Annotated in this window: 12 protein-coding genes and 1 tRNA gene; 6 read left to right on the top strand and 7 right to left on the bottom strand. The window is 63.7% G+C overall.

Annotated elements, in window-relative coordinates; translation table 11 throughout:
• Positions 1-20: 20 nt before the first annotated feature.
• A complete protein-coding gene (locus tag F561_RS0105925) occupies positions 21-500 on the top strand; it encodes a DUF4870 domain-containing protein (protein ID WP_019009033.1) in 480 nt (159 codons plus the stop codon).
• A 68-nt stretch (positions 501-568) separates the two neighbouring features.
• Complete coding sequence (locus tag F561_RS0105930; RefSeq protein WP_019009034.1) at positions 569-1,321, top strand: PIG-L deacetylase family protein; 753 nt, start codon at positions 569-571, stop codon at positions 1,319-1,321.
• Positions 1,322-1,354: 33 nt separating this feature from the next.
• On the opposite strand, the gene apaG is transcribed toward F561_RS0105930, so the two are convergent.
• Positions 1,355-1,750, bottom strand: coding sequence for a Co2+/Mg2+ efflux protein ApaG (gene apaG / locus F561_RS0105935; RefSeq protein WP_019009035.1), 396 nt, complete (start codon positions 1,748-1,750; stop codon positions 1,355-1,357).
• A gap of 63 nt (positions 1,751-1,813) precedes the next feature.
• Between apaG and F561_RS0105940 the strand changes: the two genes are divergently transcribed.
• From F561_RS0105940 to F561_RS0105950, 3 genes are all read left to right on the top strand, one after another.
• Positions 1,814-2,878 (top strand): M42 family metallopeptidase, encoded by a 1,065-nt coding sequence (locus F561_RS0105940; RefSeq protein WP_019009036.1) that lies wholly within the window; start codon positions 1,814-1,816, stop codon positions 2,876-2,878.
• Between the two features lie 92 nt (positions 2,879-2,970).
• Positions 2,971-4,080, top strand: a complete 1,110-nt coding sequence (menC, locus tag F561_RS0105945) for an o-succinylbenzoate synthase (RefSeq protein ID WP_019009037.1) — start codon at positions 2,971-2,973, stop codon at positions 4,078-4,080.
• Positions 4,077-4,904, top strand: a complete 828-nt coding sequence (locus F561_RS0105950; protein WP_019009038.1) for a hypothetical protein — start codon at positions 4,077-4,079, stop codon at positions 4,902-4,904. Before menC ends, F561_RS0105950 begins: the two co-directional genes overlap by 4 nt.
• A gap of 130 nt (positions 4,905-5,034) precedes the next feature.
• On the opposite strand, the gene F561_RS0105955 is transcribed toward F561_RS0105950, so the two are convergent.
• The 4 genes from F561_RS0105955 to F561_RS0105970 all read right to left on the bottom strand — a co-directional run bounded on the left by F561_RS0105955 (position 5,035) and on the right by F561_RS0105970 (position 10,069).
• Entirely contained in the window at positions 5,035-5,643 is a 609-nt protein-coding gene (locus F561_RS0105955; RefSeq protein ID WP_019009039.1) for a DUF4384 domain-containing protein, read from the bottom strand.
• 277 nt (positions 5,644-5,920) lie between these two features.
• A tRNA-Gln gene (locus F561_RS0105960) sits at positions 5,921-5,994 on the bottom strand.
• Positions 5,995-6,134: 140 nt separating this feature from the next.
• Positions 6,135-8,813 (bottom strand): DEAD/DEAH box helicase, encoded by a 2,679-nt coding sequence (locus tag F561_RS0105965; RefSeq protein WP_051096840.1) that lies wholly within the window; start codon positions 8,811-8,813, stop codon positions 6,135-6,137.
• Positions 8,814-9,052: 239 nt separating this feature from the next.
• Complete coding sequence (locus tag F561_RS0105970; RefSeq protein WP_019009041.1) at positions 9,053-10,069, bottom strand: 4Fe-4S dicluster domain-containing protein; 1,017 nt, start codon at positions 10,067-10,069, stop codon at positions 9,053-9,055.
• A 202-nt stretch (positions 10,070-10,271) separates the two neighbouring features.
• On the opposite strand from F561_RS0105970, the gene F561_RS28685 reads away from it, so the two are divergent.
• The gene (locus F561_RS28685) at positions 10,272-10,571 is read left to right on the top strand and encodes a hypothetical protein (RefSeq protein WP_157451601.1); all 300 of its coding nucleotides are present in this window, start codon (positions 10,272-10,274) and stop codon (positions 10,569-10,571) included.
• A 13-nt stretch (positions 10,572-10,584) separates the two neighbouring features.
• Here F561_RS28685 and F561_RS0105975 read toward each other — a convergent pair whose 3' ends face one another.
• On the bottom strand, positions 10,585-12,102 hold the full coding sequence (locus tag F561_RS0105975) for a 2-phosphoglycerate kinase (protein ID WP_051096832.1): 1,518 nt from the start codon (positions 12,100-12,102) through the stop codon (positions 10,585-10,587).
• Positions 12,103-12,217: 115 nt separating this feature from the next.
• Complete coding sequence (locus tag F561_RS0105980) at positions 12,218-12,838, bottom strand: TetR/AcrR family transcriptional regulator (protein ID WP_019009043.1); 621 nt, start codon at positions 12,836-12,838, stop codon at positions 12,218-12,220.
• Between the last annotated feature and the right edge of the window lie 182 nt (positions 12,839-13,020).

The raw sequence follows: 13,020 nt of genomic DNA on the forward strand, positions 1-13,020 counted from the left end.
CGCGCCGCGTAACGTCAACTATGAGCCTGCCGCCCTCGTCTTTCCCCCCTCCTACCACGCTGCCGGAGCCGGAGCGCACGCCCGCTATCCTGATTCACCTGTCTCCTCTGGCGGGCCTGCTGCTGCCCAGCATCGGCAATCTGCTGGGGCCGCTGCTGGCGTGGCTGGTGTACCGAGACCGCAGCCGCGCCCTGGACGGTCAGGGCAAGGAAGCCCTGAATTTTCAACTGAGCCTGTGGCTGTACGGCGTGCTGATTACCGTGCTGGCCTTTGCTCTGTTCAGCCTCGGCTTGGTGGGCGGCGCAGTGGGCGCGGTGGTGGGCAGGCCCGATGCCGGAGCCTTCGCCTTTTTCGGAGCATTTGCGGCCTTCTTTGCCTTCTATCTGCCTATTTTGTTGGTGCTGTTTTTGTTGCCGCTGGTGCTGATGCTGGTGGCCGTGGTGCGGGTCAGCGGCGGGCAGGCGTACCGATATCCGCTGACCATCCGTTTTTTGAAGTAAGCGGTGATTGGCAACAGATCAGCCCAGCTTTTCCCACAACCCACATCGCACTGCCCTATCTTTGCTGTATGCGAATCATGGCAGTCTTCGCCCATCCCGATGACGAGATCGGTTGCATGGGCACCTTGGCACAGCACGCGGCGCGGGGCGATGAGGTCATGCTGGTCTGGACGACCCTGGGCGAGCTGGCCTCGCAGTTTGGCGACGCCTCCCACGAGGAAGTCACGCGGGTACGGCGCGAACACGGTGCCTGGGTGGCCGGGCGCATCGGGGCACAGCACCACTTTTTCGAGATGGGCGACAGCCGCATGACCGGAAACCGCGCCGAAGCCCTGCAACTGGCCCGCCTCTACGCCCGTTTTCGGCCCAACGCGGTGATTACCTGGAGCGACGACCACCCCCACCCCGACCACCGCATGACCGCCAAAATCGCTTTCGACGCCATCACGCTGGCCCGGATTCCCAAAATCATCAATGAGGCAGGCGGAGTCGCCATGCCCCCGGCCCCCGACCTCAGCGGCGACGAGGCACTGGAAAGCGGCGAAGATGTGGCCCGCCTGGAGGCGTGGCGCGACCCCATCCGCTTTTATCAGTACTACGCGCCCGCCAGCCCCTACCCCGAAGTCCTGACCGATATCAGCGACAGCATCGAGGTGGCCGCCGAAGTGATGGCCTTCTATCACGACTTTTACAAGTGGGCCTGGACAGCAGACCAATTCCGGGAAGGCCGCGCCCAGCTGGGCCGACTTGCGGGGGTCAAGTACGCCGAGCGGTTTAACCTGCGGGCGTCACATCTGCGGGCGCGGCCCTATCTGGATTGAGCGGTCTTTCTCCGCCTTTCCACACTTCACAACCTAATTCAGTACCCGCTGCCCCGGCACGTCCAGCACGAACGGCGAAATGATGGCCCTGCCCGCCGCGCCCCAGGCGTCCTGCAGACCGTAATGGCCCTGCATCACGGCGGGCGTGTCCTGTACGGTCACGAAGGAATCGTAGACGTACACGGCTCCGGGGGCCAGATGGGGCTGATTGCCGACCACACCGTCGCCGTCCACCAGGGTTTCCCGCCCGCCTGCATCCACGATTTTCCAGTGCCGCGTCAGCAGTTGCCACGTCTGATCCGAGTGATTTTCGATGGTGATGACGTAGGAAAAGGCGTGCCGTCCGGGCTGGCTGTGGGCGGCCAGATACTGCACCTCCACGCGTACGCGCACGTCTGGGTGATCCGGCAGGGGAGAGGGATGGCTCATCCGGCCAGAATACCGGGCCAGTGCAGGCGCGAAAGAATGCCTCTGCCCTTTAGACTCAGGCCCATGACGCAACCCAGCCCGGTTTCTATTAACCAAGAGTTTCTGTTCTCGCTGCTCTCTGTGGCCGCTCCCAGCGGTTCCGAACGCCGCGCCGCCGACGTGTGGAAGCAGGAGGCCGCTGCTTTTGCCCGCGTGTCCGAAGACCATTTCGGCAACGTGTACGCCGAGGTGGGGCCAGAAGGTGCGCCGACCATCGCCCTGATGGGCCACCTCGACGAAATCGGATTGATCGTGTCGCACGTGAGCGACGAGGGCTTTCTGAGCGTGCTGGGCGTGGGCGGCTGGGACCCGCAGGTGTTGGTGGGCCAGCGGGTGCGTCTGCTTGCGCCGGGGGGCGACCTGCTGGGCGTGATCGGCAAAAAAGCCATTCATGTCATGGAGGCCGAGGAGCGGACCAAGGCCAGCAAACTTGAAGACCTCTGGATTGATGTGGGTCTGGACAAAGAAGTCGTGAAAGCCCGCATTCCCATCGGCACGGTGGCCGTTATCGAGCAGATGCCCGTGATGATCGGAGACAAGATCGTCAGCCGGGCGCTGGACAACCGTGTGGGTGCATTTATCGTGCTGGAGGCGTTGCGGGCGGTGGCCGACCATGACCTGAAGCACCGCGTGGTGGCGGTGGGCACCAGTCAGGAAGAGATCGGTGCGTTCGGGGCGCACGTGGGCGGCTACCTGCTGAACCCGGTGGCGGGCATCGCTGTGGACGTGACCCACGAAACCAAGCAACCCGGCGTGAGCGAGAAGAAATACGGCGTGGTGCCGTTCGGATCGGGGGCCAACCTGAGCGTGAATCCGCTGAGCAGCCCGGCCCTGAACCGGGGCCTGATCGAGGCAGCGGGCGCAGAACACATTCCCTATACCCTCAGTGCTGCCGGACGCTACAGCGGCACCGACGCCGATACGCTGACGCTGGTGCGTGCGGGCGTGCCCACAGCGGTGGTCAGCATTCCCAACCGCTACATGCACTCGCCCAGTGAGATGGTGGACGCCCGTGACGTGAAAGCCTGCATCGACATCATCGCGGCATGGTTGCGGCGGGTGGGCACCGAGGAGAACTGGAGCCGCTGAAGATCTGAGGCCGCTGGGGCTGCAACCACTCCAGACTGCCCCCACTCAGGGGCCACTGCACTCACCGCATCCGAGCGGGCATACTGACACTTATGCTGCGTATTGAGGCCGCCGAAATTATCGTCGTGCGATTGCCCCTGAAATTTCGTTTCGAGACGAGTTTCGGGGTGCAAACCGAAAAAGTGGTGCCGTTGCTGGTGCTGCACGGCGGGGGCCTGCAAGGTCTGTCGGAAGGCACGATGGAATTTGCGCCGATGTACCGCGAAGAAACCCTCGCAGGCGGCCTTCATCTGCTGCGTGAAGTGTTCCTGCCGCGCATTCTGGGTCAGACCTTTGCCAATCCCGAAGATCTGGAGGCCGCGCTGGGCGGATTCCGGGGCAACAAGATGGCGCGGGCGATGGTAGAAATGGCCGCGTGGGATCTGTGGGCGCGGATGCTGGAAGTGCCGCTGGGCACGCTGTTGGGTGGCCGCAAAACAGAAGTGGAAGTGGGCGTCAGCCTCGGTATTCAGGCCGATGAAGCCGCCACCGTGGACGTGGTGCGGCGGCATGTGGAGCAGGGCTACCGCCGCATCAAGCTCAAGATCAAGCCCAGTTGGGACATTCAGCCGGTGCGGGCCACCCGTGAAGCCTTCCCCGATATTCGCCTGACGGTGGATGCCAACAGCGCCTACACGCTGGCCGATACGGGCCGCCTGCGGGCGCTGGACGAATTCGGCCTGACCTACATAGAGCAGCCCCTCGCCTGGGATGACCTCGTGGATCACGCCACCTTGCAGGCCCGCCTGAACACGCCGCTGTGCCTCGACGAGTCCATTACCACCGCCCAGGATGCCCGCAAAGCTCTGGCGCTGGGGGCGGGCGGCGTGATCAATGTGAAGGTGGCCCGTGTGGGGGGACACGCCGAGGCGAGGCGCGTACACGACATCTCGCAGGCGTTCGGGGCGCCCGTGTGGTGCGGCGGCATGCTGGAAAGTGGCGTGGGCCGCGCCCACAACATCCACCTTTCGACCCTGCCCAACTTTGCCCTGCCCGGCGATACCAGCAGTGCCAGCCGTTACTGGGAGACCGACGTGATCAACGAACCGCTGGAGGCTGAAAACGGTCTGATGCCCGTGCCCAGCGGCCCCGGCATCGGCGTCAGCCTGAACCGGGAATTCATCGCCAGCATCGCGGAACTGCACGAGGAGCGTACCGCTTGAGTCAGCCGGGCACACCCACCAGCACCCCTGCACGCGTCCCCACCCGGCCCTACGTGATCCGCGAAGTGACCGACCCCTGGGCCATGCGTGCCCTGGAAGGCGTGCAGAAGGAGGCGTGGGGCTATTCCGACCGCGAGGTGACGCCGGGAACCCTGTTCCGAATCAGTGCCATGACCGGCGGGATCGTGCTGGCCGCCTATCCGGCAGATGAGGCCAACCCCGTACCCGTGGGTTTCGCGTTCGGTTTTCCGGCACTGTCGGGCGAGCGCATCTGGCATCACTCGCACCTGTTGGCCGTGCACCACGAATGGCGCGGCTCGGGAATGGCGGTGGCCCTCAAATTGGCGCAGCGAGAACGCGCCCTGCGGCAGGGCCTGACACGCATGACCTGGACATTCGATCCGCTGGTGGCCCGCAACGCCCGCCTGAATCTGGGCAAACTGGGTGCCACCGTGACCAGCTATCACGCCGACTGGTACGCCCTAGAGGACAACCGCGCCACCGCCTTTCCTGCCGACCGCCTGATGGCCGAATGGGACTTGACCCGGCCCCACGCCGAGCGGCCCGTGCCCTCGGCACGCGGGCAACTGGCCCTAGAAGAGCGCGAATACAGTCAGGAACCGGGCGCAACCCGTCTGTATCTGGCCGGAAACCGCCTGCTGGCCGAAGTTCCCACCCGTGCCGAAAACCTACCGGAATCGGTACGCCTGCTCTGGCGACATGCCCTCAGAGACGTGCTGAGTTCGTATCTGGCACGCGGTTACGCGATCACAGATCTGGCGCGGCAGGGCCACCGGGCTTATTACGTGCTGAGCAAGGAATAGGGTGTAGAACGTGGCGAGTGGGCTGTAGGAAGGTCAACAGCAAAAGGGGGAAGGGACGCCAATCAAGCCGCGTCCCTTCCCTCTCTTTGTCGGTTCTCTGTCTTGCGACCTGCCTCCGGCCCAGAGCGCCTCAGTAGACGTTGTAATAAGCCGTGTCGCTGACCCAGTCCTGCTGGGGCACCGGTTGGGCCACCGGATTGACCACGATGCTCAGGGCCTGTGCCAGACGTTCAGGGGTCTGGGGCTTCACGGTGGCAAAGCTCTGGCCCTTCTGGTAGGAGCTGAGTTCGCTGAGGTTCAGGGCGCGGCGGCTGGCGATGACCAGCACACGGTTCTGACCACTGGGGCCACTGATGTCGAAGGTGAACTGGTCGCCCGTGGCGGGGAAGGCGCGGGTGGTTCCGGCCCGCACGTAGTTGCTGGCGCTGATGCGGTTGGGCAGAATCTGGTCGGTGGTGCCGTCGGGGTTCACGTTGAACAGGTACACATACGCGTTTTCGTTGACGGTGGTGTACAGCGTGATACGGTCACCGACGCTGTAATTGGGCACGCGGGTGCCGCTGGTGTCGCGGTCTACCCACACGCGGGCCGTCAGGGTGGTCTGCACCGGGTTCACGATGATGCTCTGGGCACTCAGGCGGGGTGTTGCGAAGGCCGGAGCCGAGATGCTGCTCAGGGCGGCGGCGCTCACGGCGGTCAACAGGGCCAGTTTTTTGGAGACGGTTTTCAGGGTAGACATGAGGCAACCTCCAGGGGTTGGGGGCGCACCTTCGGCGTCAGGTCTGTCCCAGCGCGTCTTTTCGGGTGCGTTCTTTGTGCCTTTACAGTAGGCCCCGCCACCTGACTGACCGTGAATCCCGGCTGACGGAAGATGAGGCGCGGCCTGCCCGGTCTCATCTGCGGCCCAAAATACCCAACGGTAAAGGCCCCGTCAGGAACGTGACGAAGCTGACGCTGTCTCCGAACAGACACGCAAAAAAGGCGGCCCTCACCTGGAGAACCGCCCTTTTTGTCTGTGGCAGGGATACTAGGATTCGAACCTAAACTAACAGATCCAAAATCTGTTGTGCTGCCATTACACCATATCCCTAAACCTGAACTGCCTTAAACTGTTCTGGATGGCCTGACTGCTTCAAAGCCCATGAACCACGCCGCCTTGACCGAACAGCGAACCAGAGTATAGGCATGAAAGGTGCGAGTGGTCAACAGGGAAGCGCACATCTTCTCAGCTCAGCGGGGCCTGGAGTCCTGTTCGGTGCGTCCAGCACGCGCCGCTCGCCCCGGCACCACCGTCAGGCCCGCGAAGGCCAGCAGGAGCCTTTTCTGGCCCACACCGGGAAAATAGATCAGGACCTCGCGCCGGTCTCCCTGATGAGAGCCGCCCATAAACACGCCCTCGCCAAATTTGGGATGACTGACCCTGAGCGGATCGGTGCCGCTGACCGCCCGTTGCAGTTCACGGCTGGGAATACCGAGGCGGGCGCTGACTTCGGGCAGCGAGAGGCCATGCAGATCCAGCAGTTCGCGGGCTTGCAGGGGCCACGCGGCGGGCAGGGCGGGCGCGGTGTCGGGAAGGGGAACGGCGTCTGGGACGTGTGGAGTGGTTGCCACGCCCAGCAGGTCTCGCAGCAGGGCGTGAGTGGCGGCCTTGTCGGTGGGGCGGCGCTCTCCGCTGGGCAGGAAGGGCGCAAAACAGCGGCTGACCGCGATGCATTCGTAGCACCCGCTGGGGCTGGTGCAACAGGTTTTGGCTGTCAGTTGGTAGGCGCGGGCCAGCAGGTCGTCCATGCTTTCAAAGGCGCGGCGCGATACGCCCAGACCGCCCAGCCAGTCGTCGTACAGAAAAAAGTAGGTGTCGCGGCCCTCGCGGAAGGCTCCGGCCAGGTCGCCCTCATCGCAGGCGACGCGTTCGGGCGTGACCTTTTGCAGCAGGTGTTTGAGGGTATGGGCCACGGCGGTGGGGCGCTCGGTGGCGGCTGGATCGAGGCCCACTTCCAGCGCACTGGTGCGGAAGGGCGGCAGTTCCAGCGGTTGGTCGTACAGATGTTCGCTGAGCTTGTGATCCTGCATTCGGTCCTGAATGCGGCCCCCACAGGCGCGGCAGGTGCGCTCGCTGGGGCCGGGATCGCGGTCACAGCCGCTGCACACGCGCTCGAAGACCTGACGCATCATCATGAATCCGGTGTAGCGGCGGCGAATGATCACCTCTCCGTGGCGGTAGGCCAGCGGGCCGCGCCGCACCCAGTCGCCCATCCTGGTGGGCTGCACATCGATGGCGTACAGGCCCCGCGTAAACAGGTTGGCTGCCTCGAACTTTTCCACGATGATGGCTGTTCCGGGCGCGTGTTCCTCCCAGCGCAGCACCTTGTAGCCCTGTCCGTCCAGCGAAAACACCGCCCCCTCGTGCTTTTCGGTGAGGGCATAGTGCTGGCTGGGCGATTCCAGCGGCGTGTCGAAGCAGCGCATTCCCCGTGTGGCCCAGTCGGTGGCTTCTATCACGGCAAATTTGGCACTGCCCTCTCCGCGCAGATTCCAGTAACGCACGGGCGGCAGAGGCTCGGAAGGCAGGCCCGCCGCCCGGAATTCTTCGTTCTGGCGCTCCCTGTGCCGGGGAGACAGGTAGGGATTGCTGGCCTCGACCACCGCCTTTTCGATCTGGCCCTTGACCAGTTCGTGAAAGTTGCCAGTGTTGCTGTAAAAGGCATCGACTGGCTGCGGCACGCCCTGATCGTTGAGGGCGGGCAGGTACAGCACCAGCCCCGGAGCCACCCGCCCGGCCCGGCCCGCCATCTGGCGAAAAGCCATGCGCGACCCCGGATACCCGTCGATGATCACCACTTCAAGGTCCCCGATGTCCACGCCCGCTTCGAGGGCATTGGTGGCAAACATGACGCCGCTGGCCGAACGCCGGAACTCGCTGAGGCGGCCTTCGCGGTCGCTGGTGCCTGCCATGTACAGGTGCGCGGCGCGGGCATAGCGGGGCTGGGCGCGGTAGGTGGAATAGAGCCGCGCCGCGCGGGAACGGCCCCGAAAAAAGGCCAGCACCTTGAGGTTGTGCGCGGCGCTGGCATTCATCACGGCGTCCCAGAAGCGCCGGGGCTGCCCTCTGTGGTCGGCCAGATAGTAGCGTTTGCCGTGCCGCGCCGCGCCTGATTCGCAGACCTCCACGGCGTCTATTCCCACCAGTTCGCGGGCAAATTCGGCTGGGTTGCCAATCGTGGCGGTACTCAGAATGACCTGCGGATTGGCCCCCAGCGCCCGCGCCAGGTCCAGCAGGCGACGCAGCATTCCGGCCACCTCGGAACCAAAGCCGCCCCGGTAGGTGTGCGCCTCATCCAGCACCACGAAGGCGAGTTTGGACAGAAAGGCCCGCACCCTCGGATGCGTCAGCGACCAGTGCAGCTTGTCGGGCGTGGCCGTCGCCATCCGCACGCCGTCCTTGAAGATGTCGGCGGGCTGGGCATTGCCCTGAAACGCGCCGATCTGCCAACCAAAATCACCCTGATCGCGGAAGGCGTTCAGTTTGTCGCGCTGATCCTGCCCCAACGCCACCAACGGATAGATAAACAGAGCCGTGGCCTGTGGGTCAGCTTCCAGCCGCTCGAATACCGCCGGAAAAAATGCTCCGGTTTTGCCGCTGGCGGTGGGCGTGGTCACGATGACGTGTTGGCCCGCGTGCATCAACTTATAGGTGTCGGCCTGATGGCGGTACACGTCGGCAAAGCCGAAGCCCCGGCGCACGGCCTCTGTCCAGCCCAGATCGGCGGCTTTCACGGTCTTGGCAGGCACGGCCTCGTCTTCGTGCAGCAGCGCCACGCCCCCGCCCAGAATCTCGCGCAGAAACCCCTCCAGGCGGGCGTAGCGTGTGGATTCTGTGGCAAGAGGTTCAGGCCCAAGCTGATCGAGCAGGGAGCGGGCAGACAGCACAGGTGCAGTGTAGGCCGTGAGGTCAGCAGGGCGCAGAGACGCGGGTTACGGTGGAGGCGGTGAGAGAACGGCCTGCCAGCACGATTCCCGAGCGCAACCCCCAGTCTGGTTCGCCGCCAGCCCCCTTAGAGGGGAGCGCAAAAGCACGCAAAAGCAGTTGTCCTCCCCTCTAAGGGGGGGCGTTGCGCCAGCAACGGGGGGGTTCGCCTTCCACCCCACTTCTACAGCGTGCCCTCGCTTTCGCGCAGCAAGATGGGCGCACGGAAGGCGGCGGGCAGCCACTCTTCTTGCGGATGCATGGCGTCGGGTGGGCAGGAATGCACGCAGGCCATACATCCGGTGCAGGCATTCAGGTTCAGCAGCAGCTGTACGCCGCCTTCAGGCTGAAGCTCGCGGGTGATGGCGCTCGTGGGGCACACGTTGGCGCACACCGGGCAATTGATGCATTTGTCATCGACCAGCGGGGCAGGCCAGTACACGCCTGCGTCTTCGGGTGGGGCGGGTTTCAGCGTGCGCCCGCGCCAGCGCCACTCCTCGGGGGTGCGCTCGGCGGGCACACTCCAATCTACGAAGGGCAAAGGCTGGTCTGGAATGGCCTGTACGAGTTGCTGTTTTCCGGCCCGGAACAGGCTGGCAAAGGCTCCGCGCCTCGAAATCTGCACGTCGCGGCCCTTGTCTTCGGGGGTGGCGGGCCGCACGCTGACGCGGGCAGGCTGGCCCGTGGTGGCCCGCAGGCGCTGCGCCTCGTCTACCACGCGCTCCAGTCGTTCCGGTACATCGGGCGCACCCACCGGGCAGGCCGCGCAGTCGCCGTGGATCAGGGCCAGAGGCAGGTTCCAGACCCCCGACGCGGCCACCAGGGCAGGCGTGACCCGGCCCAAACAGGGAAGCTGCGGCCCGCCCGCCCCACTTTGCGAGCAGGTCAGCGTGGCGTCTTCCTGCGGCCTGCCCGTCACACTGCTGCGCTGGTCGCTGACAGCTTGCAGCGGCCCCTGAAGGTCATATTCCAGCGCCCCGGACGGACAGACCTGCACGCACAGCCCGCACCCGGTACACAGGTCGGGCAGCACCGTGATGGAGTTGCCCAGCATTCCCACCGCAATCGCCTCGTGCGGGCAGGTGGTGTGGCACGCATCGCAGCCGCCCACCGCCTGCCGCTCCAGCAGGCAGCGCGGCCCCGTATAACGCGGCGTCAAATTTCCCATTTCTCCCAACCGCGACAACACCCCTTGCAACATGGCCGGAGTCTAGCGGGCAGGCGGCGCAAAGTCTGCGAGGTCAGTGGGGGTAAACTGATACGGAAAGATTCAGTAGCTTGGCCTCAAAGCTTAATTTATCTTAATGACCCGGATTCCTGTCTTATGCAATATTTGCGAAATTTATACAATAATCTACCATATAAGTTGATCATATAGTGATTTATCTAGAAAAGAACATACCATGATTAAACCCCTAATGCTGGCAACTATTCTTGGAATTGCCTCAATAGTGATTCCCTCTCCAAATCACGTCGCCCTTGCTGGAAACCAATGTAGCCCATCGCTTCAAATCAACAGTGTTTGTATCAACTTGGTCACGGGTTGGGGCTGGCCTAAAGCATTTATTATTGACAGTGCAGCCATATCTACTCTTGGCAGTATGGGTGTTGATGACAGATTTCTGTCTATTGATCTGCTTGTAAACATTATTTTCTATTACGGTGTAATTCTTTTTATTATAAATGTAATCAGAACAAAGTAGCAATACTTTAAAGTTATTCATTTAGGCGATATAGTTCTTTGCCTCCTTCGCCCACTCCCGGTTCTCCCACCCCCGCTTCCCCCAGCAGCGCCGCCCGCTCCTCCGGCGTCAGGGCCACCATCACCCGGCTCAGCACCACGTCTACGGCCTGTTCGGCGCTTTCGTCCAGCGTCAGGCCGTCCAGCAGGGGCACGTCCAGATCGTGGGCCAGTGCCTCCAGATAGTCCTGCATGGTGCGGATTTCGCCAAAATAACGCATGTAGCGGTGGAGTGGGCGGCTCGCGGCGGTTTCCTGATCCCGGCTCTCGAAGTGGCGGCGGTGCTCGGTTTCGCTGGGCAGTGTGACCAACATGGGCACCACCAAGGCCCCGGCAAAAGCATCGGCCCGTAGGTAGCCTGGAACCAGATGCACGCCCTCCAGCACCACGCTGGTGCCCTCCTCTATAGAGCGCCGCACCACTGCCGACAGGCCCACGCTGACCTGCTGCACCTGCTCGCGGAATCCGGCCAGCAGCGCCTCGCGGGTGGGGTGTATGGGCGGCGTCTGTCCGGGGGGAACCAACGCTTCCCACGCATTGAAGGTGCTGGCGTGCAGTGTAGGCAGCAGCGCCGGAGACACCATCGCCCGCATGACCTGCCGGATGGAATCGGTGCTGACGACCCGCGCGATGCCCAACCGATACGCGATTTCGGCGGCCAGAAAGCTTTTGCCAGTGCCGCTGACCCCGCCCAGCAGCACCACCAGCGGGCGTGGCGGTTGCCGAATCACGCGCAGCAGGCGGTAACGGGCGCTGACATCCGGCCCCACCTCGTCGCGCAGCAGCCCCTCCACTTTTTCGCGGATGGCGTGGCGGCGCACCACGCGGTCTTCTGCGCCGCGCAGGTCGCGCTGGGTCACGCGGGCCACCTTGCGGGCCACATCGGGGGCCACGCCTGCGGCCAGCAAGGACTGCACCAACAGCCCCTTGGAAAACGGACTGGGGGCGCTGCCGTCCTCGCTGACCACGCCCAGTTTGCCCCGGTTGAGGCGCAAAAAACGGTAGGTCAGCCGCATGTGTGCGCCGTACTGCGCTTCCAGCGTGCGCTCGGTCAGGTCGTCTATGGCCTCGGCGCTCAGTTTCCGCAGGCCCGATTGACGCATCTGCACGTCCACGGCGCTGGCGGTGGCATAGGCGTCGCGCTGAGACAGCCCCGCGTCTTCCAGCGTGCGGGCCAACACGCCCCGGCTGAAGGGCAGCTCCCCCTTTTTGGCCGTCACCATGATGTCCACGAAGGCCGGAGTCTGCCGCCCGGCGGCCTCCGCGACCGTTTCCCCCGCCGCATCCCGCGCCACCTCGACCATCAATGCCTGAAGTTCATCCGGGCTGACCAGGATTCGCCGCGCTGCTCGCAGTTGCTGCTCTACCCGCCGCGCCACCGCCGCCGCCACCACGGAGGGCGCTCCTGCATTGATCAGCGACTCGACCACCAACCCCCGGCTAAACGGCCAGGAGTGGCGAGACGTTCCGACGGTCAGTTCAGGCTGGGTCAAGGGCAGACACCTCGGGGAGAAGGGGCGTGAGGGGCAAGAGCCAACCGGAGCAGTCTACCCGCCCCGGCCTTCTGGGATACCTGCATTGTCGGGGGAAGCCCCAGGAACCACGTTCTCAGTTCCGTGCCACCGGATCACGCCGCAGCGCACCTTCCAGCAGCAGCGTCAGCGCCAGCCGCATTTCTTCTTGCAGGGTGCGTTCGGTGCCGTAGGCGCTCCAGCGCAGGGCCACCATCAGGTAGGTATCGGCAATCAGGTTGCTGATGCGCTGCAAACTCAGGTCGGTTCGCATCTGCCCTGCCTGATGCAGTGGCCGCAAGATCAGTTCGATGACTTTGCTCAGTGGCAACGCCTGATAAGCGGTGCGGGCGCGTTCGGGATTGGGGTTCATGACCTCGTAGGCCAGCGGCGGAAACAGGTCGCGTTCGCGGGAGTTTTCATCGGCCAGTAAGTCCCAGACTTCGTACAGCACGGTCAGGGGCGGCGCGTGATCCTTCAGGCGGGCCTCGGCGTGGTCGCGCAGACGGGTCATCACTTCACTGCCGTAATCCAGCAGCACCGCTTCTTTATAAGGATAGTAATTAAAGAAGGTGCCGCGAGAAACATTGCTGGCTTTGGCAATATCGGTGGCTGTGGTGGTCTGAAAACCGCCCCGTTTAAACAAGTCAATAGCCACGCTGTAGATGCGGGCGCGGCGACGTTCCTTCTGGCGCTCCCTCAGCGACGACGAATCCATAACAGGCAAGATAGCGCGTCCTGAGTTCAAAATTGCACCCTGTACAAGAAATGGTAAGTGGGGGGGTGGGAAAGGCGAAAAAGATTGAATGTGAATCGTGGAACGTGGGAAGTGCCAGACCACGACCTACGTTCTACACTCCACGATCTGCCCTCCAACCTGCTTTACCGTTACAAACGCCC

The sequence above is a fragment of the Deinococcus aquatilis DSM 23025 genome (assembly GCF_000378445.1).
Classification (GTDB): Bacteria; Deinococcota; Deinococci; order Deinococcales; family Deinococcaceae; genus Deinococcus; species Deinococcus aquatilis.

Excerpts from the sequence above, each read along its gene's own strand:
- F561_RS0105930 (WP_019009034.1), top strand. The coding sequence starts at position 569 with ATGCGAATCATGGCAGTCTTCGCCCATCCCGATGACGAGATCGGTTGC.
- apaG (WP_019009035.1), bottom strand. The coding sequence starts at position 1,750 with ATGAGCCATCCCTCTCCCCTGCCGGATCACCCAGACGTGCGCGTACGC.
- F561_RS28685 (WP_157451601.1), top strand. The coding sequence starts at position 10,272 with ATGATTAAACCCCTAATGCTGGCAACTATTCTTGGAATTGCCTCAATA.
- F561_RS0105980 (WP_019009043.1), bottom strand. The coding sequence starts at position 12,838 with ATGGATTCGTCGTCGCTGAGGGAGCGCCAGAAGGAACGTCGCCGCGCC.
- menC (WP_019009037.1), top strand. The coding sequence starts at position 2,971 with ATGCTGCGTATTGAGGCCGCCGAAATTATCGTCGTGCGATTGCCCCTG.
- F561_RS0105955 (WP_019009039.1), bottom strand. The coding sequence starts at position 5,643 with ATGTCTACCCTGAAAACCGTCTCCAAAAAACTGGCCCTGTTGACCGCC.
- F561_RS0105970 (WP_019009041.1), bottom strand. The coding sequence starts at position 10,069 with ATGTTGCAAGGGGTGTTGTCGCGGTTGGGAGAAATGGGAAATTTGACG.
- F561_RS0105940 (WP_019009036.1), top strand. The coding sequence starts at position 1,814 with ATGACGCAACCCAGCCCGGTTTCTATTAACCAAGAGTTTCTGTTCTCG.
- F561_RS0105925 (WP_019009033.1), top strand. The coding sequence starts at position 21 with ATGAGCCTGCCGCCCTCGTCTTTCCCCCCTCCTACCACGCTGCCGGAG.